Source organism: Streptomyces sp. iso_384, assembly GCF_056172905.1.
The window spans coordinates 3054180-3079614 of record NZ_JBWBTT010000001.1 but is presented as its reverse complement, the minus strand read 5'-3'; the positions used below and the strand labels follow the sequence as shown (position 1 = coordinate 3079614).

The 25435-nt window shown below is 74.1% G+C and carries 17 protein-coding genes; 6 read left to right on the top strand and 11 right to left on the bottom strand.

All coding sequences use genetic code 11. The features are described from left to right. The first annotated feature begins 176 nt into the window (after window positions 1-176). Window positions 177-2540 (top strand): glycoside hydrolase family 31 protein, encoded by a 2364-nt coding sequence (locus tag AC0VY3_RS13675; protein WP_475549674.1) that lies wholly within the window; start codon window positions 177-179, stop codon window positions 2538-2540. A gap of 86 nt (window positions 2541-2626) precedes the next feature. On the opposite strand, the gene AC0VY3_RS13670 is transcribed toward AC0VY3_RS13675, so the two are convergent. Then, on the bottom strand, window positions 2627-3190 hold the full coding sequence (locus AC0VY3_RS13670) for an NUDIX domain-containing protein (protein ID WP_103511192.1): 564 nt from the start codon (window positions 3188-3190) through the stop codon (window positions 2627-2629). 67 nt (window positions 3191-3257) lie between these two features. On the opposite strand from AC0VY3_RS13670, the gene AC0VY3_RS13665 reads away from it, so the two are divergent. The 4 genes from AC0VY3_RS13665 (at window position 3258) to AC0VY3_RS13650 (ending at window position 6299) form a co-directional block, all read left to right on the top strand. Further along, complete coding sequence (locus AC0VY3_RS13665; protein ID WP_475549673.1) at window positions 3258-4064, top strand: M15 family metallopeptidase; 807 nt, start codon at window positions 3258-3260, stop codon at window positions 4062-4064. Between the two features lie 130 nt (window positions 4065-4194). Further along, window positions 4195-4560, top strand: coding sequence for an Mpo1-like protein (locus AC0VY3_RS13660; RefSeq protein ID WP_103511190.1), 366 nt, complete (start codon window positions 4195-4197; stop codon window positions 4558-4560). An 84-nt stretch (window positions 4561-4644) separates the two neighbouring features. Continuing rightward, on the top strand, window positions 4645-5112 hold the full coding sequence (locus AC0VY3_RS13655; RefSeq protein WP_258047311.1) for a Zn-ribbon domain-containing OB-fold protein: 468 nt from the start codon (window positions 4645-4647) through the stop codon (window positions 5110-5112). Beyond that, window positions 5109-6299 carry a lipid-transfer protein gene (locus tag AC0VY3_RS13650; RefSeq protein ID WP_103511189.1) on the top strand — a complete coding sequence of 397 codons (1191 nt, stop codon included), beginning with the start codon at window positions 5109-5111 and terminating at the stop codon, window positions 6297-6299. The genes AC0VY3_RS13655 and AC0VY3_RS13650 overlap by 4 nt, the downstream gene beginning before the upstream one ends. Before the next feature lie 168 nt (window positions 6300-6467). Here AC0VY3_RS13650 and AC0VY3_RS13645 read toward each other — a convergent pair whose 3' ends face one another. From AC0VY3_RS13645 to AC0VY3_RS13630, 4 genes are read right to left on the bottom strand one after another with little or no spacing between them, the layout of a single operon-like run. Next, window positions 6468-7091 (bottom strand): GTP-binding protein, encoded by a 624-nt coding sequence (locus AC0VY3_RS13645; protein ID WP_103511188.1) that lies wholly within the window; start codon window positions 7089-7091, stop codon window positions 6468-6470. Then, entirely contained in the window at window positions 7072-7509 is a 438-nt protein-coding gene (locus AC0VY3_RS13640) for a DUF742 domain-containing protein (RefSeq protein WP_103511198.1), read from the bottom strand. Before AC0VY3_RS13640 ends, AC0VY3_RS13645 begins: the two co-directional genes overlap by 20 nt. A gap of 11 nt (window positions 7510-7520) precedes the next feature. Further along, entirely contained in the window at window positions 7521-7964 is a 444-nt protein-coding gene (locus AC0VY3_RS13635) for a roadblock/LC7 domain-containing protein (RefSeq protein WP_103511187.1), read from the bottom strand. Then, a complete protein-coding gene (locus tag AC0VY3_RS13630) occupies window positions 7961-11038 on the bottom strand; it encodes a sensor histidine kinase (protein WP_475549672.1) in 3078 nt (1025 codons plus the stop codon). The genes AC0VY3_RS13635 and AC0VY3_RS13630 overlap by 4 nt, the downstream gene beginning before the upstream one ends. 561 nt (window positions 11039-11599) lie before the next feature. Here AC0VY3_RS13630 and AC0VY3_RS13625 point away from each other — a divergent pair. Further along, on the top strand, window positions 11600-11953 hold the full coding sequence (locus tag AC0VY3_RS13625) for a hypothetical protein (RefSeq protein ID WP_030080267.1): 354 nt from the start codon (window positions 11600-11602) through the stop codon (window positions 11951-11953). Between the two features lie 62 nt (window positions 11954-12015). On the opposite strand, the gene AC0VY3_RS13620 is transcribed toward AC0VY3_RS13625, so the two are convergent. The 6 genes from AC0VY3_RS13620 to AC0VY3_RS13595 all read right to left on the bottom strand — a co-directional run bounded on the left by AC0VY3_RS13620 (window position 12016) and on the right by AC0VY3_RS13595 (window position 25295). Then, window positions 12016-16794, bottom strand: a complete 4779-nt coding sequence (locus tag AC0VY3_RS13620) for a coiled-coil domain-containing protein (RefSeq protein ID WP_242737192.1) — start codon at window positions 16792-16794, stop codon at window positions 12016-12018. Between the two features lie 78 nt (window positions 16795-16872). Further along, window positions 16873-17844, bottom strand: coding sequence for a hypothetical protein (locus AC0VY3_RS13615; protein WP_103510341.1), 972 nt, complete (start codon window positions 17842-17844; stop codon window positions 16873-16875). Between the two features lie 55 nt (window positions 17845-17899). Further along, entirely contained in the window at window positions 17900-19429 is a 1530-nt protein-coding gene (locus tag AC0VY3_RS13610; protein ID WP_103510340.1) for a hypothetical protein, read from the bottom strand. 44 nt (window positions 19430-19473) lie between these two features. Continuing rightward, window positions 19474-23160: a hydantoinase B/oxoprolinase family protein gene (locus AC0VY3_RS13605; protein ID WP_475549671.1), complete on the bottom strand. Its 3687-nt coding sequence runs from the start codon at window positions 23158-23160 to the stop codon at window positions 19474-19476. An 88-nt stretch (window positions 23161-23248) separates the two neighbouring features. Then, window positions 23249-23821 carry a DUF4240 domain-containing protein gene (locus tag AC0VY3_RS13600; RefSeq protein WP_103510338.1) on the bottom strand — a complete coding sequence of 191 codons (573 nt, stop codon included), beginning with the start codon at window positions 23819-23821 and terminating at the stop codon, window positions 23249-23251. A gap of 55 nt (window positions 23822-23876) precedes the next feature. Next, the gene (locus AC0VY3_RS13595) at window positions 23877-25295 is read right to left on the bottom strand and encodes a hypothetical protein (protein WP_103510337.1); all 1419 of its coding nucleotides are present in this window, start codon (window positions 25293-25295) and stop codon (window positions 23877-23879) included. Window positions 25296-25435 lie beyond the last annotated feature (140 nt).

Below are 25435 nucleotides of genomic sequence, written 5' to 3'. Positions count from 1 at the left end.
CGGTGCCGCACGGGCCGGGATGTGCGCGTGAGCGGCTGACACGGACGATGCCATGTGATCGTCTTCGGCACCAGGGTGGCCCCGCCGTGAGGAGCTCCGTCGCTTTCGGGCCGGAGCTGGTGAACGGGAGTTGAACGGAAGGTTCTGCGGGTCGGGCGGGTGGCAGGGTGTGCGCCATGGACGGTCGTGACCTGGTGCGCCGGGTGAGGTTGGTCGGTTCGGTGCGGGGGCTGCGCACCGTGCGTTCGGCGTGGCGGCGCCGGTCGGCGGATGCGCGTGCGTTGCCTCCGCGCGGTGCGGAGCGGGCCCGGGTGCCGGGTGCGCTGACGGGTGCGGAGCCGGGGCCCGGCGGGGGTGTGGTGCGGTTCGCCCGTTCGGAGCTGCGGATCCGGGTGTCGGTGGGCGGTGCGGTGTTCTGGGCGTGGGACGGGGCGGAGCCGTTGCCGTCGTACGCGGTGCCGGGCGAGGCTCCCGCGCCGGATCCGCGGGCGGTGCTGGAGCCGGACAAGGACGGCGGCTGGCAGGTGGTCTCGGAGCGGCTGACGGTGGTGGTGTCGCGGACCGGGGCGGTGGAGCTGCGGACGCCGGGCGGGTTGCTGCTGCGGCGGGAGCTGCCGCCGCGCTGGTGGGAGCCGGTGGGCGGGGGGCCGGTGCGGTGGGTGCAGCGCTCGGAGGTGCCGGCGGACGCGCGGTTCTTCGGGCTGGGCGGCCGGGCGGGCGGGCCCCGGTTGCGGGACGGGGCGTACGGGCTGTGGAACACCGATCCCGGAGGGCGTTTCGGTCCGGAGGACGATCCGCTGTATCTGACGATGCCGGTGCAGGTGGTGGTGTCGGACGCGGGGACTCACCTGGCGTTCCACGACAACAGCTGGGCGGGGCGGGTGGTGCTGCGGGAGGGCGAGGAGGGCGCCGGCTCGGGGCATGACCGGCCGGGTACCTGCGAGGTGCGGATGGAGGGTGGTCCGCTGCGCTGCTGGGTGGTGGCGGGGACGCCGGCCCGGGTGCTCCAGGGGTGGACGGCGCTGACGGGTGCGCCGGCGCTGCCGCCGTCCTGGGCGCTGGGGCCGCAGCACGCCCGGTGGGGGTTCGGCGGTGAGCGGGAGGTGCGGCGGGTTGCCGCCGGGTACCGGGAGCGGGGCCTGCCGCTGTCCGTGCTGCATCTCGACATCGACCATTTCGACGGGCACCGGGTGTTCACGGTGGACCGGGAGCGGTTCCCGGGTCTGCCCGCGCTGGCGAAGGAGTTGCGCGAGGACGGGGTGCGGCTGGTGTCGATCGTGGATCCGGCGGTGAAGGCGGAGCCGGGCGACGCGGTGTTCGACGCGGGGCGGTCGGTCGGTGAGCGGGGTGCGTACGTCCGGGACGCGCGGGGGCGGGTGGTGGTCGGGGAGGTGTGGCCGGGGGCGTCCGTCTATCCGGACTTCACTGATCCGCTTGTGCGGGATTGGTGGGGATCGCTGTACGAGGAGCGGCTTGCGCAGGGCTTCTCGGGGGTCTGGCACGACATGAACGAGCCGGTGTCCTTCGCGGCGTTCGGGGATCCGTCGCTGCCGCGTTCGGCCCGGCATGTGCTGGAGGGCGCCGGTGGTGATCATCGCGAGGCGCACAACGTGTACGCGCTGGCGATGGCGCGGGCGGGCTATGAAGGGCTGCTCCGGTTCCGCCCGGAGGAGCGGCCGTTCCTCTTCTCGCGGTCGGGCTGGGCGGGGATGCAGAGGTACGGGGGCACCTGGTCCGGTGATGTGTCGACGGGGTGGCCGGGGCTGCGGGCGTCGTTGTCGCTGGTGGTGGGGCTCGGGCTGTGCGGGGTGCCGTATTCGGGTCCGGACGTGGGCGGGTTCGACGGGTTCCCGTCGCCGGAGCTGTATCTGCGGTGGTTCCAGCTGGGGGCGTACCTGCCGTTGTTCCGTACGCACTCGGCGACCGGCGCGGGGCGGCGGGAGCCGTGGGAGTTCGGGCCGGAGGTGCTGGAGCACGCGCGGGCGGCGCTGGTGGAGCGGGAGCGGCTGCGCCCGTACTTCGTGACGCTGTCGCACGTGGCGCGGCTGGCCGGTGCGCCCTATGTGCGGCCGCTGTGGTGGGGTGCCCCGGGCGACCGGTCGCTGCGGGAGTGCGAGGACGCGTTCCTGCTGGGCGACGCGCTGCTGGTGGCTCCGGTGCTGGAGCCCGGGGCGCGGCGGCGCGCGGTGCGGCTGCCCCGGGGGCGGTGGTACGACACGGTGACCGGGCGGGCGTACGAGGGTCCGGGCCAGGTCCTGGTCGACGCTCCGCTGTCCCGGGTGCCGGTGCTGGCGCGGGCGGGCGCGGTGATTCCGGTGCGGGGTGCGGACGGCGGGCCGGAGCTGGAGGTGTGGGCGCCCGCGCCGGGGCGTACGGGCGGCGGGCTGGTGGTGCGGGACCCGGGCGACGGGTGGGCGGAGCCGGAGGTCGAGCGGTATGTGACGCGGTGGGAGGGCGACCGCGTGGTGGTGGAGCGGGACGGTGCGGGGGGCGGGGTCGACTGTCCGGTGCGGGTGCGGGGGGTGGCGAACGGGCTCTAGGTGTGGTGCTCCGTGAGGTTGGGGACGCGGAGGAGGGTGGACGCCCCCTCCGCAAGCCCCCCCCCGGCCGGGACGGGGCCGGGACCTCAGCCGTGGCGCCCCGCGAACCAGGCGTCGGCGGCTTCCGTGTGCAGGGGGAACGCCAGGGGGCGCGGGCTGTACAGGATGTCGTAGCCGGACGTCTCGTCGGTGGGGGTCGAGGGCGGGAGGCTCGCGAGGGGGCGGGCCGGGAGGAGGCCGAAGACCAGGAGGTGGCCGTCGGTGTCGCTGAGGGCGTCGGCGAGGCGGACGTCCTGTGCGGCGGCCTCGATGCCGGTCTCCTCGCGCAGCTCGCGGGCGACCGCGTGACGCCAGTCCTCGGCGTGGTCGATGAACCCGCCGGGCAGGGCTGTGCCGCCCTTCTGCGGTTCGATGGTGCGGGTGATGACGACGAGGCCGGTCGAGCGGGGGCCGATGACGGGGAGCAGGGCCACCGCGACGGGAAGCGGGTTGCGGTACGCGGTGGTTCCGCAGTGCGTGCAGGTGCGGGGCCAGGCGTCCGCGGACGGGAGCGCGGTGTACGGGGCTCCGCAGGTGCCGCAGTGGGAGTTCCGTACGTATCGGGGTGGCTGCGGGGCGGTCGGGGAAGGGCTGTTGCCGGGTTCGGACACGGGCGGACTGTATCGGACCGCCCGCGTTCTTTCCCGGAGGGCACCCGAGCTGATAGACGGTGTGCCCATGACAGGAATGCGTACCGCTCTCCGCGCCCTGGCCGCCACGGCCGCCGTCCTCCTCACCGTCACCGCCCTCGCCCCCTCGGCACAGGCACGCCCCGAACCGAAGGCTCCCGAGGAGTTCGTGGCGCTGCGTTCGGTGGATCCGACGATCATCCAGGAGATGCGCTACACCACGGCGCACACCTTCATGGGCGAGCGGGTGGACGGATACCGGCAGCCGGTCTGCATCCTGACCCGGCCCGCCGCCCGCGCCCTGCGCCTGGCGCAGAAAAGGCTGCTGCGCCAGGGGTACTCGCTCAAGGTGTACGACTGCTACCGGCCGCAGCGGGCGGTGGACCACTTCGTGCGATGGGCGAAGGACCTCGACGACCAGGCGATGAAGGAGGAGTTCTATCCGCTGGTCGACAAGAACCGGCTCTTCGAGGACGGTTACATCGCCGAGAAGTCCGGGCACAGCCGGGGCAGCACGGTGGACCTGACCCTGGTGAGGCTGCCGGCCCTGCCGACCAGGCCGTACCGTCCGGGCGAGCGGCTGACCCCCTGCTTCGCACCGAAGGGCGAGCGGTTCCCCGACAACTCGCTGGACATGGGCACGGGTTACGACTGCTTCGACACCCTGTCGCACACGGACGACCCCCGGATCCAGGGTCCTCAGCGCGCCAACCGGCAGTTCCTGAAGCGGACGTTGGCCGAGGTGGGGTTCGTGAATCTGCCGGAGGAATGGTGGCACTTCACGTTCAAGCCGGAGCCGTTCCCGGACACCTTCTTCGACTTCCCGGTGCACCGCCGGTCGGTCGCCGGGCACTGACGGGACGGGCCGCCCCGAGGGGCGGGGAACGGGCGAGCGGGACCACCCCCGTGGGCTCCGGCCGCCCGTTCTTCATTTCGGACGCGAAAGGGGCGTGTTCGGTTGCCGATCGGGCGACTACGGTGCCCGTATGTCACAGCAGACGTTCGATTCGTACGAGGAATTCTGGCCGTACTACGTCGCGATGCACTCCCGTGCCGCCACTCGCTGGGTCCATCTGACCGGCACCCTGACCGGGCTCGCGATCTCCGCCTACGGGCTGGCGCGGGGCCGTAAGCGCTATCTGGCGGCCCTGCCGCTGATCGGATACGGCACCGCGTGGCCCGCGCACTTCCTGATCGAGAAGAACAACCCGGCCACGTTCGGGCATCCGGCCTGGTCGCTGCGCGGCGACGCGCAGATGATCCGGACGATGCTCGCGGGCCGGGACGCGGAGCTGGCGGAGACCGCGGCGAAGTGGCTGGCCGAGCACGGGGAGGACCGGAAGGACGGCTGAGGCCGAGGGGCCGGCCCCCTCGCCGGACGACGGCGCCCGTGGCACACTTCTGACGTTCCGTCAGATCCAGTGCCGGGAGGGGCCTTGTCGCGCACGCGCACACCCGTGGTGGCCGGTTGGTTCACCGAGGACGCCACGGAGGAGGATTTCCGGCTGCTGGGCACCCGCTGCTCCGGCTGCCGGTCGGTCCACTTCCCCCGCGAGGACGACCACTGCCGCAACCCGGCATGCCAGGGCGGCGAGTTGGCGGAGGTGCCGCTGTCGAAGCGGGGCACGGTGTGGTCCTGCACCGACGGGCGCTACCGGCCACCTCACCCGTACGTCAGCGACCCCGAGGAGCCCTGGGTCCCGTACACGCTGGTCGCCGTCGAGCTGGCCGCCGAGCGCATGGTGGTGCTCGGGCAGGCCGCGCCCGGGGTCGGCGTGGGCGATCTGCCCGTCGGCTCGGTGGTGGAGGTGGTGCCGGGCGTCCTGGACGAGGACCGGGCGACGGGCGCCGTGCACACGACCTGGCACTGGCGGCCCGTCCCGGCGGGCGGGGACGCCTCATGAGCGGCGACGTGGCCGTCCTCGGGGCCGGGATGCACCCGTGGGGCAAGTGGGGGCGCGGATTCGTCACGTACGGGCGGATCGCCGCGCACGCCGCGCTCGCGGACGCGGGCATCGGCTGGCCCGAGGTCGGGTCGGTGGTCGGCGCTCAGACGGTGCGCGGGGGCTATCCGGGGTACGTGGCGGGGGCGACGTTCGCCCGGGCGCTCGGGTGGCAGGGGGCGCGGGTGGCGTCCGTGTACGCCGCGTGCGCCTCGGGGGCGCAGGCCATCGACACGGCGCGGGCGCAGATCCTGGCGGGGCTGGCGGACGTGGTCCTGGTGGTGGGGGCCGACGCGGCGCCCAAGGGGTTCTTCGCCCCGGCGGGCGGGGAGCGGCCGGACGATCCGGACTGGCTGCGCTTCCGGGTGCTCGGGGCGACGAACCCGGCGTACTTCGGACTGTACGCCCGCCGTCGCATGGCGCTGTACGGGGACACACCGGAGGACTTCGCGCTGGTCAAGGTGAAGAACGCGGCGGCGGGGGCGCTGAACGAGTTCGCCCGCTACCGCAGGCCGGTGACGGCCGAGGAGGTCGCCGCCTCCGCGATGGTCGCCGATCCGCTGCGGCTGCTGGACATCTGCGCCACGTCCGACGGGGCCGCCGCCCTGGTGCTGAGCAGCCTGGAGTTCGCGCGGCGCCGCGGGGTGCGTGATCCGGTGCGGATCCGGGCCGTCTCCACGGTGACGCCGACCTTCCCGAGGACGGTCCTGGATCTGCCGGACATCGGCACGGACTCGGCGGTGGCCGTGGACCCGTCGCCCGAGAGTTTCCGGGCCTCGATCGCGCGGACCGCGTACGAGGAGGCGGGGATCGGGCCGGAGGATCTTTCGCTGGCCGAGGTCTACGACCTGTCCACCGCGCTGGAGTTGGAGTGGTACGAGGACATCGGGCTGTGCGGTCCGGGCGAGGGGGCGAAGCTGCTGCGTTCGGGGGCGACCGCGCCGGGCGGGCGGGTTCCGGTGAACGCGAGCGGCGGTCTGGCCTCGTTCGGCGAGGCGGTCCCGGCCCAGGCCATCGCGCAAGTATGCGAGTTGACCCGGCAGTTGCGGGGGCGGGCCGGGGAACGGCAGGTGCCGGGGGCGCGGGTCGGCATCACGGCCAACCAGGGACTGTTCGGGCACGGCTCGGCGGTGGTGGCGGTCCGCTGACCGTGGGTTGCCTCAACAGGTTTTCCCTGTCCTTCACTTGACTGGACGTCACCCTCGCAGAACACTCGGGGCCCGGCGCGCCGGACAGCGTGCGGCCCGTACCCCTGTCGGCGGGGGTACGGGCCGTACGCGTGTCCGGACACCTGTGGATCAGGTGACGACGGTGGCTCAGGTGGCGACGGGTTCGCGGGCCCGCGCGGCGCGCTCCACCGCGGCGCGCTCCAGCGCGTGCTCCACGACGGCGACCAGGACATCCCGCACGGAGGAGCGGTCCCGCGCGTCGCAGACGAGCACCGGGACCTCGGAGTCGAGGTCGAGGGCGGCCCGCACGGTCTCCGTGGGAAACCGCTCGGCTCCCTCGAAGGTGTTGACCGCCACCGTGAACGGGATCCGCCTGCGCTCGAAATAGTCGACCGCGGCGAAGCAGTCCTCCAGACGCCGGGTGTCGGCGAGGACGACCGCGCCCAGGGAGCCCTGGGCCAGTTCGTCCCAGAGGAACCAGAAGCGGTCCTGGCCCGGGGTGCCGAACAGATAGAGGACCAGGTCGTCGCGGAGCGTGATCCGGCCGAAGTCCATCGCGACCGTGGTGGTGGTCTTGGACTCGACCCCGTCCAGATCGTCCACCGGGCGGCCCGCCTCGCTGAGGCGTTCCTCCGTGCGCAGGGGCCGGATCTCACTGACCGCGCCGACCGCGGTCGTCTTACCGACGCCGAAACCTCCCGCCACCAGGATCTTCAGGGTGACGGGCTCGACGGGCCGCTGCTTGGCGCGGCTAGAGCGCCCGAAGGCCATTGATCACCTCGCGGAGAATGTTCACGTCCGGCAGCTCGGCCGGCGGAACGGGACGGGTGACGTGCACCAGCTCGTCCTCGACGAGATCGCCGACCAGGACCCGCACCACCCCTACCGGGAGGTCGAGTTCGGCGGCGAGCTCGGCGATCGACTGGGGCATGTCGCTGCAGAGTTCGACGATCACCACATGTTCGGGGGCGAGCGTCTGGTCCCGGCCGGGATCGTCGGCGGCCGGTTCCGGCACGACGAGCGCGATCAGGTCGAGGCGATGGCGGGAGGCGCTGCTCGTACGCCCCCGGGTCATCGCGTACGGGCGGACCACCGGTCCGGCCTCGGCGTCGTACCACCGCGAGGCCTGGGGATCGACGGTCCCGTCCGGGGATCCGGGGCCGGTGCCCCGGGGGGAGTCAGCGCTCATGCCCGCCACACTCACCCTCCGGCGGGCAGACCGGTCGTCCGTGGGGCGTTGGCCAGGTGGGCCCCCACGCGCTTGACCATCAGCGTCATCTCGTAGGCGACCTGGCCCACGTCGGAGTCGGCCTCCGCCAGAACGGCGAGGCAGCTTCCGTCGCCGGCGGCGGTGACGAAGAGGAACGCCTCGTCCAGTTCGACGACGGTCTGGCGCACCCGGCCCGCGTCGAAGTGGAGGCCCACGCCCTTGGCGAGGCTGTGGAACCCGGAGGCGACGGCGGCGAGATGCTCGCTGTCCTCGCGGGTCAGGTCCGCCGACGCGCCGGTGGCGAGCCCGTCGCTGGAGAGGACCAGCGCCTTGCGGATGCTGGCGACGCGCTGGACGAGCTCGTCGAGCAGCCAGTTCAGTTCGCCCGAGCCGTGGCGTGCGGGGTTGTGTGCTGCGGCGTTCGGTGCGGTCATCGACCGTCCCCTCCCGGAGTGGTTCCTGGTGCTGTGTCACCGGGGCCGCCGGTGTTCGCGGTGTCCTCGGCGGTTTCGGTGGTCGTGGTGTTCCCGGTCGTCCCGGTGATCCCGGTCGGCCCGTTCGTCCCGGCGCTCTCGGCGTTCTCGGCAGTTTCGGCGTTCTGCCGGCGGCCGCGCTGCCAGCCGCGCTGGAGCGAGGCCATACGGTCGCGCACCTCGTCCGCGTCGCGCTCGGCGTCGTCGAACGTGTTGACGGGCGCCCGGTGCACAGGGCGCTCCGCGGACTCCTCACGGAGCTGGCGGGCGAGGCTGGCCTGCCGGACCCGCCGGGGCAGGCCGCCGATGGTGTCGGGTGCCGGTGGGGCGGCCGGCGCGGGAGTGCCCTCGGCGCGGGACGCCGCTGCCGGGCGGGGTGCCTCGGTCGTACGGGATGCCCCGGTGTCGTGGGACGCCTCGGTCGTACGGGGCGGCTCCGGCATGCGGCGGGCGGCGGATCGCGCGGTCCAGGGTGCGTCAGCGGTACGGGGCCGGTCGGCCGGGTCGGGGGCGCGGTCGGCGGTGTGCGGGACCGGGCCGGTGGCCTTCGCGGAGGGCGCGACCGGGTCCTCGCCCGGGGTGTCGACCCGGCGGCCCCGGTCGGTGACCAGGGTCGGCGGCGTACGACGGGGCAGCGGGACGGGGCCGGCCGGGCGCATCGGGCGGACCTCCGCCGTGGGCTCGTCGCCGTGGTCGCGGGCCTGCTGGTGCTGGTCCCGGTCGGTGTCCCGGCGCGGGCGGCCGCCGGGCTTCTCACGGCGGGGCTCGCGGTCGCCGTCACGGCGAACGTCCCGGGCGCGGAAGATGCCGCCGCGCTCGCTCTCGGTGTCCTCCAGATCGGAGACGCCGTCCAGGACGGGGCCGAGGGCCGGGTCCAGGGCGGGGTCCGGCGTACGGTCCAGCCGGTCGCCGGCGAAGTCCAGCGGGCCGACCGGGGCCTCCAGCTCGACCGGCCCGTTCAGGACGCCCGGTCCGGTGAGTCCGGTGGGCACCGGCGACAGGACGGCGGACCTGCCGTTGACGCGGCGTTCCCCGCCCGGGGCCGTGTTCTGCGCGCCCTGCGGTGAATCGGAGCTCCGGCCGCTGCCGATCGCCCGCTCGGCCCGGCGGTCGAGGCGGAACCCGGTGCCGTGGGTGTCGGGGGCGTCGGTGAGCAGGGCGGCCGGGATGAACACGACCGCTGTGGTGCCTCCGTACGGCGATTTCTGCAGGGAGACCCGGACGTTCTGGCGCTGGGCGAGCCGACTGACCACGAACAGGCCGAGCCGGTCGGTGTCGGAGAGCTCGAAGTCGGGGGTCTCGGCGAGGCGCAGGTTGGCGTCGAGGAGGACCTCGGGGGCCATGCCGAGGCCGCGGTCGTGGATTTCGAGCGTGAATCCGTTGGAGACGCGTTCACCGTGCACCTGGACCGCGGTGTGCGGAGGCGAGAAGACGGTGGCGTTCTCCAGGAGTTCGGCGATCAGATGGGTGAGGTCGGCGACGGCCGGTCCGCCCACACCGATCCGGGCCAGGCGGCGGACCTCGATGCGTTCGTAGTCCTCGACCTCGGCGACGGCGGCCCGCACCACGTCCATCAGCTGGATGGGCTTGCGCCACTGACGGGAGGGCGCGGCGCCGGAGAGGATCACGAGTCCTTCGGCGTGCCGGCGCATGCGGGTGGTGAGGTGGTCGAGGCGGAACAGGTCGGCGAGTTCGTCGCTGTTCTCGGTGCGGCGCTCCATCGCGTCCAGCAGCGTGAGCTGGCGGTGCAGGAGGACCTGGTTGCGGCGGGCGAGGTTGACGAAGACCTCGGAGACGCCGCGGCGCATGTCCGCCTGCTTGACGGCGGCCTCGACGGCGGCCCGCTGAAGGGTGTTGAGCGCCTGGCCGACCTGGCCGATCTCGTCGGGCTCGTAACTGAGGTGCGGGGCCTCGGTCTCGACGTCCACCTGCTCGCCCGCGGCCAGCCGGCGCATCACGCTCGGCAGCCGTACGCCGGAGACCTCATGGGCGTCCTTGCGGAGCCGGGAGAGGTCGCGGACGAGTTCACGGCCGATGCGGACGGAGACGAAGATCGAGACGATCAGGGCCAGGAAGCCGAGGATTCCGGCGATACCGGCCTGGGCGAGGACCCGGTAGGCGGCCGGTTCGGCGCGGTCCTGGAAGCGGTTGCCCATCTCGGTGGAGTCGTTCGCCAGCCGGTCGAGGACGGGCACGGCCGCCTCCTCCCAGCGGGCCGCGTCGACGGCGCCGGGGCGCTTCGTCGGACCGGCGGCGATCAGGGCGTCCTCGGCGGTGCGCAGCGGCTCGGTGTCGGGGCTGCCCCAGAACTGCTCGACGCGTCGGCGCTCGGCGGCGGGGAGGCTCTCCAGACTGACTTCGTACAGCAGCTCGCGCTGGGCCACGAGGCCGGATATCTGGCGCAGTTCGGAGGTGGTGAAGCGGCCGGCCATGAGGCCCGACGCGATGAGCGCGTCCTCGCGCGAGAGCATCTCCCGGGCCCGGGAGACCCCGACCAGCGCCCGCATCTCCTTGTCCATCGACACGTTCTCCAGGGTGTGGAGTCCGTTGAGGAAGCGGTACGAGGGGTCGACGAGGCCGTTGTAGAAGTCGAGCGCCTTCGCCCGGCCGATGGTGCGCTTCTCGACCGATTCGCGCAGGGCGTCCAGTCCGTCGACGGCGCTGAGGATCGCGTCCAGGCGGCTGCTGTCGGCGGCGCTCAGCGATTCCCGGACGTCCTGCGCCCGGGCGTTCTCCCTGACCTCGCTCACGATGCGGTCGGTGGCGGCGCGTTGGCCCATGAGGACGGGGAGCGCGTCGGAGGCCCGGGGGTCGGCGAGGAAGACCAGGGTCTGCCGTCGCTCGGCCTGTACGGCGCGGACGGCGTCGTCCAGCGGGTGGGCGACCTTCTCCACGATGGATCCGGCGCTCATCAGCTCGTCGGCCTCACGGCCGGTGATGTAGGTGGCGAAGACCCAGAGGCCGGTGAGGGAGACGAGCGGCACCAGCAGCAACGCCACGATCTTCCTGCGGATGGACTTCCCGCGAAAGCGCATGGCCTCCCCCAGATCGGCCCCGCACCGCGGGGGTGGTCTTCTCCTGGCCGTTGCTCGGCCCTGTGTCAATAAACGGCGCGAGCCTACTACTGACACAGAGACAACTCGAAGACACGTCCGGATGATTTTCAGCCGTCCGTACTGGACTTGATCATGAGTTGTCCCGGTATTCCCGGAGATGAAATTCGCGAAAGCGACAGAGGATACCGGCCGGACCTGCCGGTACCGGCAGGTATCAGTTGGCTGGAATTCTTCGGTCCGTGACCTTCTGTGCCCTGCGAGCGCTTTTCAGGGGAATCTTCGGGACGGGTGGTTCGTCCATATGTACGGGGCAGACGCACGGTGGGGTCGTGCGCGGCAAGGCGGACGTGTTCCGCCCGCGTAGAACCGGCGCAAGCCGGGCAGCCACCCTGAAGTCGGACAGTGGTGGGGAGTTGAAGGACCTTGAGCACGCAGGAACGCGGGAGCGCCGGAGCGCCGGCGGCCGCGAGGGCGGAAGCCGCGGACGGGGCACGGATCCCGCGGCAGTTGTGGGTGGAGGAGCCGGCCTCGAAGCGGCGGATGCCCGATGCGGTGCGGACGGCCGCCGTGCGTGCCGTTCTCATCATGTCGCTGACGATCATCCAGGCGATGATCGCCTTTCTGAGTACCTTGACCGGCTCCTGGCTGGCCTTCCCGATGGTGCTCAGCAGTGTGGCCAGCACGGTGGTCGCCACCTGGTCGGTGCTCGACGTCTGGGTGACCCGGCAGGTGTGGAACCAGCGCAACGGCGTGGTGTCCGTGCCGAGCAGTTCGGCCCGGCAGATACGCCGTGAGCGGCGCCGGTCCCGCCGGGCCGAGCGGGCGGCCGAGCGGGACGGCACGGGCGGCGGCATAGGCGGCCGCCGGAACACCGGCGACCTCTCCCGGGCCTGACCTGCTGGGCCTGACCTGCTGCCGAGCCCTGACCTGCGGGTCGGTCCCGCCGCCGGGTGGCGCTACTCGCCCGGTTCGGGGGCCGGGTGGGCGGCGGCCGCGGTCTGTTCGCTCCGCTTGAACATGCGGGTCGCCGTGATCTCGCCGTGGACCGTCTCTCCGTCCGGGTCCTGCTGCGGCAGGCCGGGGCGCAGATGCTCCTCCACGCTGATGTACTTCAGCCCCGCCCTCAGGTCGGCGTCGTTGCGCAGCCGGATGACGAGGGGAAATTCGGCGAGCGCCGTCGTGTCGAACAGGCCCGTCGTGTACAGCAGTTGCACGCCCAGCGCGTCCGAAACGGCCCGCTGGAGCTCCAGCAGATACGTGGCGTTGGCGCGGCCGATCGGGTTGTCGAGGAACAGGGTGCCCGCGTGCCGGTGGCGGTCGCGGCCCCGATCGTTGCTGCGCAGGGCCGCCATCGTGCAGTAGAGGGCGATGGCGGCGGTGAGCAGCTGACCGCCGGAGAAGACGTCGCCCATCTGCCCGACCGGGACGCGCTCGGCGCGCAGCACGGCGTCCGGCTTCAGGATCTCCACCGCGATGCCCTTGGGCCGCAGGGCCGCCTCGACGCCCCGCAGCAGCAGGGACATGCCGTCCCGGCGCAGGTCGGAGTTCTTCTTGAGGGCGGCGTGGGTGGCTTCGTCGATGACCTCGCCGAGGCGTTCGGTGAGGGTGGCCTGGTCGGGTTCCTCGAAGCGGATCCGGAGGAACTCCTGACCCGACCACTCCCCCAGGCCCTCAGGGAGCTGGGACAGCCGCTGGGCGGAACGCAGGGTGGTGAGCGCCGATTCGACCAGGCCGCGCAGCCGGTCGACGATCGAGTCGCGGTTGCGTTCCAGCTGGATGAGCTCGTCGGTGAGGACGCGCAGCCGGGGGGCGAAGGCGTCGGCCCACTTCTGGGCGTGCTCGGGCAGGGCGGAGGCGGGCAGCTCACGGATCTGCTGGCGGGCCGGGGTGCGGACCTGTTCGTAGCGGGTGGAGTTGGCGTGCCGGACGAGGATGTCGCTCGCTTCCCGGACGGCGCTCTCGGCCGCCGACAGATCGGCGTTGCAGCCGCGCAGGGAGCGGCGGGACTCGGCGGCGGACTGCCGGGCCTCCTCCAGACTGCCGGGGTACGGGTCGGGGTCCTCGGTTCCGTCGTCCGTGCCGTGGTCGCGCAGCAGGTCCCGCAGGAGGGCCGCGGTCTCGTCGAAGCCGCCGGCGGAGTCCTCCGCGGTGCGGTGGGCGTGCAGCAGCTCGCTGTGGGCGGCGCGGGCGGTGTCCAGGGCGCCGGTGGCTTCGGCCAGTTCGGCGGTGGCGGTACGCAGCAGGGCCTGGGCGCTCTCGGCGTCGGCCGGGACCAGGTCGTCCGGCAGTTCGGTGTGGTGCTGCCGCTCGTCGTCGGGGGCGAGCCGCTCGGCCTCGCCGCGCAGCCGTCCCAGATGCTCGCTGGCGGTGGAGGCGCGGGTCTCCAGGAGCTGGACGTGCGCCTCGGCGCGGGCGGCGGCGGCCTGGCGGGAGGGCCCGTCCGCGCCGTCGGTGCCTTCCAGGAGCTGGGCGGCGCGGGTGCGGACCTTGTTGGTGAGGCGGTCCAGCTCGGCCAGGGCGGCGCTCTCGTCGCTCTCGGCGCGGGCCTGTTCGGCGCGCAGATCGGCGCCGACGCCGACCTTCTCGTACAGCTGGGAGGCGGCTCGGTAGGCCTCGCGCAGGGTGGGCAGGGCGGTGCGGGGCTTGGACTCGTCCTCCTCGGGGAGGACTTCGGGGACACCGGCGATCTCGGCGCGTTCGGCCCGCAGGGCGCGGGCGGTGCGCCGGGCGTCGTCCCCGGCGCGCTGGGCGGCCCTGCGGTCCTCGTCGGCGGCGCGGGCGAGGTCGAGGCAGACGGCTGCGCGGGCCTCGGACTCGGCGGCCTCGTCGACCAGTTCGCGCAGCCGGACCTGCCAGCCGGCCCGTTCCCGCAGCCGGTGGGCGAGGCCGGCCAGGGCGTCGGCGGCGCGGCGGGCGCGCTGGGCGGCTTCCTGGCGTTCGTCGCGGACCCGGGCGGTGTCGGCGGCGGCCTCGTCGGCCTCGGCGCGGGCGGTGCGGGCCTCGGCGAGGACGGCTTCGGCGCTCTCGGCGGCCGTACGGGCGGTGGCGGCGGCCTCGGCCAGCTCGGCGAGCATGCCGGGCGGGCAGTCGGCGCGCCAGGAGCCGATCCGGGCGGCGAGCGCGCGGTCCCCGGAGAGGCGGGCGGCGAGGGTCCTGATGTCCTCGTCGCGGGCGGCGGCGCGGCTGCGCAGTGCGTGGCGTTCCTCGTCGGCGGCGTGCTCGTCGTGCATGGCCGGGTTCGGCGGGACGAGGAAGACGCCGTCGTTCTGCGCGTCGGAGCCGGTGCCGGGGTCCGGGACGGGGGCCAGGAGGGCGGCGGCGGTGCCGACGGCCACGGTCGAGCGGGGCAGCAGGGCCGCGCCGCCGAGGACCTCGCGGGCGCGGCTGTGGGCGTCGGGGTCGGTGATGACGACGCCGTCGACGAGCTCGGGGCGGGCGGCGAGGACGGCGGCGTGGTCGGCCGGGTCCACGGCCTGGGCGAGGTAGCGCCAGCCGGGCAGGGCGGGGATGCCGTGCTCGCCGAGATACTCGACGGTGGCGAGGACGTCGGGGCCGGGCGGCAGCAGCCCGCCCTCGCCGAGCGCGCCGAGGATGCGGGCGTCGTCGGCGGCGGCGGTGCGCAGGTCGAAGAGGCGGCGCTCGGCGGCGGCGACGGACTGGTCGAGGAGCTCGCGCAGCTCGTCGGCGCTGCGGTCGAACTCCTCGGCGGTCAGCGGCTGCTGGGCGGTGGTGGACGGGTCGGCGAGGGCCACGGCGCGGTCGGCGGCCGGTTCGGCGGCGGTGGCCGCGCCGTCGTCGCCGTTCCCCGGGCCGGTGCGTGCGGTGGTGCCCTGGGCGGATCCTGACGCCTCGTCGGCGGTTTCCCGGCGGGGGCGCGGGACGCCGGTGCCGGAGGGCAGGCCCAGCAGGTCGCCGAGGCGGGGGTCGGCGGCGATGGACGCGGCGGCGCGGTGCTCGTCCTCGTAACTCTGCTCGGCGGCCTTGGCCCCGTCGGCGGCGCGGGCGGCGGCCAGTTCGGCGCGGCTCTCGGCGGCGGCGGCCTCGCGGGCGGTGTCGGCGGCGCTCCGGGCGGCTTCGCGGGCGGTGTCCCAGGCGGCGACGGCGGACTGTTCGGCGTCGCTGGCGGCGAGGGCGGCGCGGGCCGGGTCGGCGTCGGGCGCGGTGTCGTCGAGCCAGCCGGCCCGGACGGCCTCGGCGGTCTCCTGTCCGACCTCGGCGAGGCGCTGGCGCAGGTGTCCGGCCTCGCTGCGGGCGCGCTGGGCCTCGGTGGCGGCGACCGTGGCATCGCGGTGGGCGCGTTCGCCGGTGGCCTGGAGGGTGTCGGAGCGCTCCTCCTCCTCGTTGGCGACGCGCTCGCCCTCCTCGGCGGCCCGGTGCAGGGCGCGGACGAGGTCGGTGGCGGCGGCGCTGCGGGCGGCGAGGGCGGGGGCGGCGTCGCGTTCGGCCTCGCGGATGGCGGCGGCGACCCTGGCGGAGCGGTCGGCGGCGGCGCGGTGGCGCAGGACGGCTTCGGCGGCCTGCCAGGCGGCGTGCAGGGTGCGGGCCTCGACCAGCTCCTTGCGTCCGGCGGCGGCGCTCTTCTCGGCGGCGGTCAGGGCCAGCGAGGCGTGCCGGTAGGCCAGTTCGGCGGCGATCAGGGCGCGGCGGCCCCGGGCGGACTCGGCTTCGGTGACGGTGTGGGCGGCGGCGGTGACCCGCTCGGCCAGCTCGGCGGTGCGGCCGCGCTCCTCGGCGGCGCGGACGCTCAGGCGGCGGGCCAGGGTGCGGGTGCGGCGTTCGGCGCCGGCGTGGATGTCGCGGGCGCGGGCGCGGGTGTCGGTGGCCTCGACGATCCGGCCCAGCAGGTCCACGGAGCCCGCGGTGAAGTCGCGCTCGGCGGTGAGCTCGGCGCGGCGGCCCAGCTTGTTGCCGAAGCCGCTGACCAGGTCGGCGAGTCCGTCGGTGTCGCGGGTGTCGGTGACGGCGCGCAGCAGCAGGTCGGTGAAGTCGGAGTCCTTCTTCACCGCGAAGAGTCCGGCGGCCTCGCCCTCGTCGGCGTTCATCTCGCGCTGGTAGCGGAAGAGTTCGGGGTCGAGGCCGAGGTCGCCGAGGTGTTCGTTCCACCGGTCGTGGATCTCTTCCCAGTGCACGTCGAGGTGTGCGTAGAACTTGCCCGCGTCCATCAGCGCGTCGCGGAAGCCCTTCATGGTGCGCCGCCTGCCGCGCGCCCCGGAGACGCCCTCGACGGGCCGGCCGACGGCGGAGGACTCGGCGACGGGCAGGCTGTCCAGGCTGAGCCCGGGGCCGGGCCGGAACGAATACCAGGCCTCGGCGAACTTACGCGGGTCGTTGGAGACCTGGCGGCCGCGCCACTCGCTGACCTTGCCGACGACGACGCATTCACCGGTGAGAGTGTGCTGCCACTCCAGGGCGACATGGCCGCAGTCGTCGGCGAGGAGGAACTTGCGCAGCACGCCGGAGCTGGCGCCGCCGAGGGTGTTGCGGTGACCGGGGAGCATCACCGAGAAGATCAGCTTGAGCAGGACGGACTTGCCGCCGCCGTTCTCCAGGAAGAGGACGCCCGCCGGGGCGGGGCGGCGGGGCGGGCCGACCGGCTCGTCCTCGAAGAACTCCGCCTGGGCGGGCGCGGGGTTGGGGACGGGTGCGCCGACGCCGCGCAGATCGAGGACGGTGTCGGCGTAGCGCGCACCGGCAGGCCCGATGGAGTAGAGGCGGACCCGGGACAACTCGTACATGGCGGCGGACTCTCGTCGTTCGGTGAGCGGGGGTGGAGCGGCGGGGGTGTGCGGGCTGGTCGGGAACGGTCGGTCGGGTCAGGAGTGGAAGGGCAGGCCAGCGTCGGCGGCCAGCTCCACGCTGTCGGGGTCGGGCGGCGGCAGCAGGGTGGCGCAGCCGTCGGTGACGGGGACGACGCCGAGCTCCAGCAGTTCGGCCATGGCGGCGCTGCCCGCCATGTCGCGGACCTGGAGCTGGTAGCGGGCGGTGGTGCGGTAGGCGCCGCCCGCGTCGTCGCCGGTGCGCTGGAGGAAGCCGGAGTCGGTGAGGAAGGCGACGGCCTTGCCGATGATGCCGGTGGTGGATCCGGCGAGCCGGCGGGCGTCCTTGGTGGCGCCGGTGGCGCTGCGGCGGGCGTAGATCCGCCACCCGGCTTCGAGCCCGGGAGCGTCACTGGCCGGGTCGGTGTTGTCGCCCTGTTCCTCGGCGCGCTCCTCCAGCCGCCGGCAGGCCTGGCGTACGAAGGCGTCGACGCCGTTGACCGTGATGCGGCCGATGTACGCGTCGTCGGCGAGGTCCTCGGGGCGGGGGAAGGCGAGGGCGGCGACGGCGAGGTGGGCGAGGCCGTGGAGGAAGCGGTCGGCGGCGTCGGAGGAGGCGCGGCGGGCGTAGTCGCCCATGCGGACGGCGAAGACGGAGTCCTCGCCCGCCGTCACGGCCATCCCGGCGCGCGGCGAGACCTCCAGGACGATGAGGCCGAGGCCGGTGGCGACGGCGTCGGCGAGCCGGGCGAAGGCGCTCTCCTCGCGGTAGCGCCGCAGCAGGTCGGCGTATTCGGCGTCGCGGGCGGGCAGCAGCTTGGGCTGGAGCCCGAAGGAGACCAGGCGGGCGGCGTCGGCGGCGTCGGCCGGGGTGACGGGGGTCTGTCCGGCGGGCTCGGCGGTGTGCGGAGCGCTGTGCGCAAAGTCGGCGGCGTACGTCGTGGGGGGAGCCCCGTACATCGTGGAAGGGCCGGTGTGCGCGGAGGGCTCGGTCCACGCGTCGGGGTGCTCGGCGTCGTGGTCGCTCACGGCTGGGACTCCTCGGTACGGAAGTGGTGCGGGTGCGGCGGGAGGGCGGGGCCGGTCACGAGGCCTCCTGGCGGTCGGCGGCCATGCCGACGGCGTCCAGCAGGGCGGTGCCCACGATCAGGTCGGCGCCGCCGAACTCCGGGTCGTCCAGCTCGGCCCCGTCGTCCACGGCGAACAGCAGGCGGCGCTCGCCCTGGCGGTAGGCGGTGCCGACCGGCGGGCTGGCGGCGTGGACGGCGAGCAGGGCGACCAGGTACGGCAGGTCGGTGTCGCCGGTGCGGCGGGCCTCGGCGAGCAGTCCGGAGAGCCGGCGCGGGGCGTCGTGCTCCAGGTCGAGCAGGGTCATGGCGCGGGCGAGCTGCTCCTCGCTGAACCGGCTGTCGTCCGGGGTGGCGATCAGGTCGGGCTCGGGCATCTCCGCGCCCAGGTGCTCGCGCTCCAGGGGCGGGGTCAGCAGCATGTCGACCAGGTCCCCGACCCGTACGGCGGTGGGGGTGCGCAGTCCGGTGCCGTGGGCGAAGAAGGCGTCGGTGGCCCGGGTGGACTGCTCGACGGGGAGCGGGAGGAGCGGGGCGAGGAGCTGCCCGTACAGATCGAGGCCCGCGTGGGCGGCGGGCGGGGCGAAGGCCTGCCGGTCCTGCTCCGCGCGGAAGAGGGGGCCCGCCTCCAGGAGCCGGGACTGGAGCTGGGTGTGACGGCGGATGCAGTCCTTGACGATGTCGACGAGCTCGGCGGCCCGGCGCTTGTGCTCGGGGTCCTCGGCCTCGTCGCGCGCCTTGCGGATGTTGGTGAGGATCGCGTTCTCGTGGCGGTAGCGGTCGGCCACGTGGTCCAGGGCCTCGGCGATCATGTCCGGGACGGTGTGGAGCCAGTCGACGGCGCGGACGTTGCGCCGGGTGGCCTCCAGGGTGCGGCGCAGGGTCTCGGCGTACTGCACGGTGCGGTAGCGGGCCTGTTCGGCGGCGAGCTGGGCGTCCGCGAGACGGCCCCGGCTGATGAGGACCTCCAGCTTGACCTCGGCGGCGATCTGGGCGCTGGTGACATCGGTGTCCAGCGCGCCGACCAGGACGTTGACCGCTTCGTCGGTGGCGCGGAGGTAGACCGTGCCGCCGTAGCCGGGGACCTCTTCGATCAGCTTGAAGTCGTAGTCGCGGCGGACGTAGACCCCGTCGGTGTTGAACGTGCCGTAGACCGCGCGGAAGCCGCGGTCGACACTGCCGACGTTGATCAGGTTCTCCAGGACCCAGCGGGCGACGCGTTCGTGCTCGGCGACGGGGCGGTCGGGGGCCTGGGCGCCGACCCGGGGCAGCAGTCTGGCCACTATCTGGTCGTGGTCGGCCCCGGTGTCGAAGTCCATGTTGAGCGTGACGTGGTCGATCGCGGCGAGGGCGACCTCCGCCATGGCGTACACCGTGTACTCGCCGGCCAGATTCGCCTTGCGGACGTCGAGGTCGTGCAGCGGAGCCGTGCACGCGAGCGCGCGCAGCCGCCGCGAGAGCCCCTCGTCGGCGGCGGGGCCCGGGGCAGGCCGCGGCCCCGCGCTGAGCTGCGGCGAGGCGTGGTCCGGGTAGGCAGGCGAAGTCACGTGGGACAGATTAGGTCCTCGCACTGACAACGGTCGAAACGGCGCTAATGCGACCGGCCCCGGGCGGGCGCCACGGGTGCCGCCGGCCCGTATCCCCCGCCGCCCGGCGTGCGCACCACCAGGACGTCACCGGCGTTCAGTTCGGCGGTGTCGCAGCCCTTCAGCGGGACCGTCCCGCCTCCGGCCCGCTCGATGTACTGCGCTCCGAGCGCCCCCGGGTCCCCGCCCTCCGCTCCGTACGGCGGGACGCGGCGGTGGCCGGAGAGGAGCGCCACCGTGACCGGTTCCAGGAAGCGGATGCGGCGCTCGACGCCGTGCCCGCCGTGCCACCGCCCCGCTCCCCCGCTGTCGCCCCGTACGGCGAAGGACTCCAGGCGGACCGGCAGCCGCCACTCCAGGATCTCGGGGTCGGTGAGCCGCGAGTTGGTCATATGGGCCTGTACGGCGTCGGCGCCGTCGAAGCCGTCGCCGGCTCCGGATCCGCTGGCGATCGTCTCGTAGTACTGGACGTTCTCGTTGCCGAAGGTGAGGTTGTTCATGGTGCCGGAGCCCTCGGCCTGGCCGCCGATCGCTCCGTACAGGGCTCCGGTGACGGCCTGGGAGGTCTCCACGTTGCCCGCGACGGTCGCCGCCGGGTAGGTGGGGTCGAGCATGGAGCCGGACGGAATCGTCACCTCCAGGGGCTTGAGGCAGCCGCTGTTGAGCGGGATGTCCTGGCCGACGAGGGTGCGGAAGACATAGAGGACGGCGGCCATGACGACGGACCGGGGCGCGTTGGCGTTGCCGGGCTGCTGGGGCGAGGTCCCGGTGAAGTCGAGGTGGGCGGTGCGGGCGTCGCGGTCCACGGTGAGCCGGACCTGGATCACGGCCCCGCCGTCGGTCTCGTAGCGGCAGCGGCCGTCGTGCAGTCCGGCGACGATGCGGCGTACGGCCTCCTCGGCGTTGTCCTGGACGTGGCCCATGTAGGCGTCCACGACGTCGGCCCCGAACTGGTCGGCCACGCGCCGCAGTTCGGCGATGCCCTTCTCGTTGGCGGCGATCTGGGCGCGCAGGTCCGCGAGATTGGTGTCCGGGTCGCGGGAGGGGTACGGGGCGGCGGCGAGCAGCTCGCGGGTCTCGCCCTCGCGCAGCCGGCCGTCACGGACGAGCAGCCAGTTGTCGAAGAGCACGCCCTCCTCGTGGATCGTCCGGCTGAAGGCGGGCATGGAGCCGGGGGTGATGCCGCCGATCTCGGCGTGGTGACCGCGCGAGGCGACCAGGAAACGCAGCAGGCCGCCGCGGTCCTGGTCGAACACGGGGGTGATCACGGTGACGTCGGGCAGGTGGGTGCCGCCGTGGTACGGGTCGTTGACCGCGTACACGTCGCCGGGGCGCAGCGCGCCCTCGTTGCGCCGCAGGACCTCCTTGATCGACTCGCCCATCGAGCCGAGGTGCACGGGGATGTGCGGGGCGTTGGCGATCAGGTTGCCCTCGGCGTCGAACAGGGCGCAGGAGAAGTCGAGGCGCTCCTTGATGTTGACCGAGTGGGCGGTGTTCTCCAGCCGGACGCCCATCTGCTCGGCGATCGACATGAAGAGGTTGTTGAAGACCTCCAGCATCACCGGGTCCACCCGGGTGCCGACGGCGGTGCGTTCGGGGCGGGGGCGGCTGCGGGTGAGGACGAGGTGTCCGGTGGAAGCCGCTTCGGCCTGCCAGCCGGGGTCGACGACGGTGGTGGCGTCGTCCTCGGCGACGACGGCGGGCCCGGTGACGGTGTCGGCGGGGCGCAGATCCGCCCGGCGGTGCAGCGGGGCCCGCTGCCACCGGCCCTCGGCGTAGAGGTTCACGGTGTCGGCAGGTTCGGGCGGGACGTTACGGAGACCGGCGTCGGGCGCGGCAGCGTCTGCGAGCCCGGGCACGGCAGCGGGCGTGGCATCAACGGTCTCACCGGTGTCATCGGCCTGACCGGTCGCCCCGGTCGCTTCCACCGATACCGTCTCCACGACGACCGGCTTGTCCATCGTGAAGCCGAACCGGGTCCGGTGGGCGGCGGCGAACGCTTCGGCCATGGCGGCCTCCGTGTCCAGGTCCACCGGCAGCGCCGCGTCCGTCCCGGCGTACCGCAGCAGGACGCGGGCCCGTGCGGTGATCGCGGAGTCCGGCACTCCGTCGGCGCGCAGCGCTTCGCGGGTGCGGTCGGCCAGCTCCGCGCAGAGCCTCGCCACGCGCTCCCGGGCGGCCGCGTCCAGCTCTTCCTCCACCGACTGTTCGCGTATCGCGGTGGCGTCGGCCAGGCCGATGCCGTACGCCGAGAGCACCCCGGCCAGCGGGGGGACGAGGACCGTGTCGATGCCGAGAGCGTCGGCGACGGCGCAGACGTGCTGACCGCCCGCGCCGCCGAAGCCGGTCAGCGCGTAGCGGGTGATGTCGTGGCCACGCTGTACGGAGATCTTCTTGACGGCGTTGGCCATGTTGAGCACGGCGATCTCCAAGAATCCCGCCGCCACCTCCGCCTCGTCCGGCCGCCGCCCGGTGGCGCGCCCCACCTCGTCGGCGAGCGCGGTGAACCGCTCGCGTACGTGGTCGGCGTCGAGGGGAAGGGCGCCGTCCGCGCCGAAGACCGCCGGGAAGTGTGCGGGCTGGACGCGGCCGAGCATCACGTTGGCGTCGGTGACGGTGAGGGGGCCGCCCCGGCGGTAGGAGGCGGGGCCGGGGTGGGCGCCGGCCGAGTCGGGGCCGACGCGGTAGCGGCTGCCGTCGAAATGCAGGACGGAGCCGCCGCCGGCCGCGACGGTGTGGATGCTCATCATCGGGGCGCGCATCCGGACCCCGGCGACCTCGGTGCCCAGCTCGCGTTCGAACGCGCCGGCGTAGTGGGAGACGTCGGTGGAGGTGCCGCCCATGTCGAACCCGATGACGCGGTCGTACCCGGCCCGCTGCGAGGTGCGGACCATGCCGACGACGCCTCCGGCCGGTCCGGACAGGACGGCGTCCTTGCCGCGGAACCGGGCGGCTTCGCGCAGGCCGCCGTTGGACTGGAGGAACATCAGCCGGATCCCGTCGAGGCGGGCGGCGACCTCGTCGACGTACCGGCGCAGGACGGGGGAGAGGTAGGCGTCGACGACGGTGGTGTCGCCCCGGGGGACGAGCCTGATCAGCGGGCTGACCTCGTGGGAGCTGCTGACCTGGGTGAAGCCCGCCGCACGGGCAGCCTCGGCGACGGCCCGCTCGTGCTCCGGGTGGCGGTACCCGTGCATCAGGACCACGGCGGCGCTGCGCAGTCCATCGGCGTGGGCGGCCCGCAACTGTTCGCGTACGGGGGCGAGTTCGAGGGGCCGTACGGTGCGGCCGTGGGCGTCGAGGCGTTCGGGGACCTCGATCACGCGCTCGTGGACCGCCTCGGGCAGGACGATGTGCCGGTCGAAGAGCCGGGGCCGGTTCTGGTACGCGATCCGCAGCGCGTCCCGGAAGCCCTCGGTGACCAGCAGGACGGTCGGCTCGCCGCGCCGCTCCAGCAGGGCGTTGGTGGCGACGGTGGTGCCCATCCGGACGGCGGCGACCCGGTCGGCGGGCACCGGTTCGCCGGGGTCCAGGCCGAGGAGCAGCCGGATTCCGGCGACCGCGGCGTCGTCGTAGCGGTCGGGGTCGTGGGAGAGGAGCTTGCGGGTGATCAGCCGGCCGTCGGGGCGGCGGCCCACCACGTCGGTGAAGGTGCCGCCCCGGTCGATCCAGAACTCCCAGCGTCCGGTCATGGCGCCATTCTGTGCCCGTACGCGCGGCCCCGCAGGGGCGGAGCGCGGGCAGGAAGCTCAGTCCAGGACACGGGCAGCGAGGGGCGGCTCAGTCCAGGAAGAGCGCCGCCAGCCGGGGCAGGTGCCTGCGGTTCGCCTCGTCGTCCTCGGCGTCCCAGGCCTCCCCCTCCGGTCCCGCCGGGCGTATCCGCTCGCGCAGGGCCGCCGCCACGGCCGCGTCGAGCGAGTCGGTCCCGCCCCTGACCCTCCGGTAGGCCTCGGCCACGGGCACGTTCAGGGACTCGTACCCGATCCAGCCGCGCTCGCCCCGGCTCATCCGGCTCACCACCGGCAGCCCGGCCAGGGAGTCGGGGTCGGCCACCGCCCGGGTGAAGGTCTCCCGGCCGAGCAGGGCGAGCCCGTCGCGGAAGTCCATGAAGCCGTCGTCGCCGCAGCCGCCCTCGATGAGGTAGGCCGCGTTCCACAGGGGCCACCGGTACGCGGAGCGGGACACCTCCGCCGCCGTGACGGAAAAGGCGGCTATCCGCTCGGGCTCCAGGGCCGCGAGCACATCCGTCAGCGCGCCCGGCAGCGGATCGTCGGGGGCGTCCCGGTCGTCCGCCCGGCCCCCGGCCGCCTCACGTGCCCGTTCGACGAGCCCCCACCACTCGTTGATGTCCATGGGGAAAGCGTAGGAGGAGGGTCTGACAGCGACCCTCCTCCTGGCGGCCGTGCGGTCAGACCGCCGGTGCGTCCGGCCCGATCCGGCTCCGTACCGCCGTCTGGACCTCGGCCTCCTCGGCCGGGTCGGCGGCGAGGCGGCGCAGTCGTTCGGCGACGCGGATGTCTCCGGTCTCGGCGTGCAGGGCGGCCACCTCGCGGGTGGTCTCCTCGCAGTCCCAGAGGCACTCCACCGCGAACCCGGTCGCGAAGGACGGGTCGGTGGCGGCCAGGGCGCGGGCGGCCCTGCCCCGCAGGTGCGAGGAGGACGTCTCGCGGTAGACGTGGCGCAGCACGGGGGCGGCGCAGACGATGCCGAGGCGGCCGGCCCCGTCGACCAGGGTCCACAGCCGGGGGGCGTCGGGTCCGTCGCCGCGTACGGCCTCCCGGAGCGCGCCGAGGACTTGGGGAGCGTCCTGGGCGGCGCCTCGGCAGGCGAGCACTCCGGCGGCCGAGGCGCCGAGGGCGTCGGGGCGGTGGGCCCAGCGGCGGGCCCGCTCCACGGCGTCGGCGCTGGTCATCCGCTCGAAGGCGGCGATGGCCGTGTCGGCGACCGTACGGGCGGGGCTGATGGCGGCGGCCTCGATGAGGTCGAGGACGACGGGGTCGCCGGCCTCCGCGAGATAGTGCAGGGAGGCGCAGCGGGCGCCTTCCGGGCCGCTGCGGGCGGCCTCGACGATCTGGGGCAGGTCGTCGGGTCCGGCGACGGCGGTGAGGCAGCGGGCCGCGGGGACGTGCAGTTCGCTGCCGCGTTCCAGGGCCTGCTGGGCCCAGTCGAAGACGGCCTGGACGCTCCATCCGGGGCGGGGCCCCCCGGGGCGCATCTGGCGCTGCCATCGGTCGAACGAGCCCTGCTCTCCGGCGGCCCTGACCCGGGCGCCGACCGCTTCGCGCGGGTCGTCGGCCCACAGCCGCCAGGGGCGCGGTTCGAAGGAGTCGCGTACGGCGGCGGCGAGGTCGGCCGCGCCCCGGTCGGTGGCCGGGAAGCGGGCGAGGACGGGCAGCGCGAGGGAGCGCAGACCGGCGTCGTCGTCGCGCAGGGCCAGCTCGTCCAGGGCCCAGGCCCAGTTGGCTCCGGTCGCCGCGTAACGGCGGAGCAGGGCCAGGGCGTCGTCGCGTCCGTAGGAGGCGAGGTGGCCGAGGACGGAAAGCGCCAGACCGGTGCGGGAGTCGTCGGTATCGATGTGGTCGTCGGGATCGGCGAGGTGTCGCTCGATCTCCTCGATACCGCCGTCGAGGTCGAGATAGAGGCGCGCGTAGTAGAGGGAGCGGTTCTCCACCTGCCAGTCGTGACGGGGGTCGCTCACGACGCAGTGGTTGAGGGCCGCGAGGGCCTCGGGGCGCGGTGCGGCGAGCGCGTGGAGCGTGCCGTCGCCGCGGCCCCTCTGCAACAGGCCGAGCAGGGTGCCGCTCGGCGCTATGAACGGATCGAACATGGGAGAAAGCCTCACATCAAGCTGTCGACGCAACCGGGACTGTGCAGTGCCCCGTGCCTCTCGGCACGTGGGGGTGTCCGGGGGACACCGTTACGCCGCGCAGTGACATGATCGGCCGACCGCCGTCTTTCGCCTGGTGT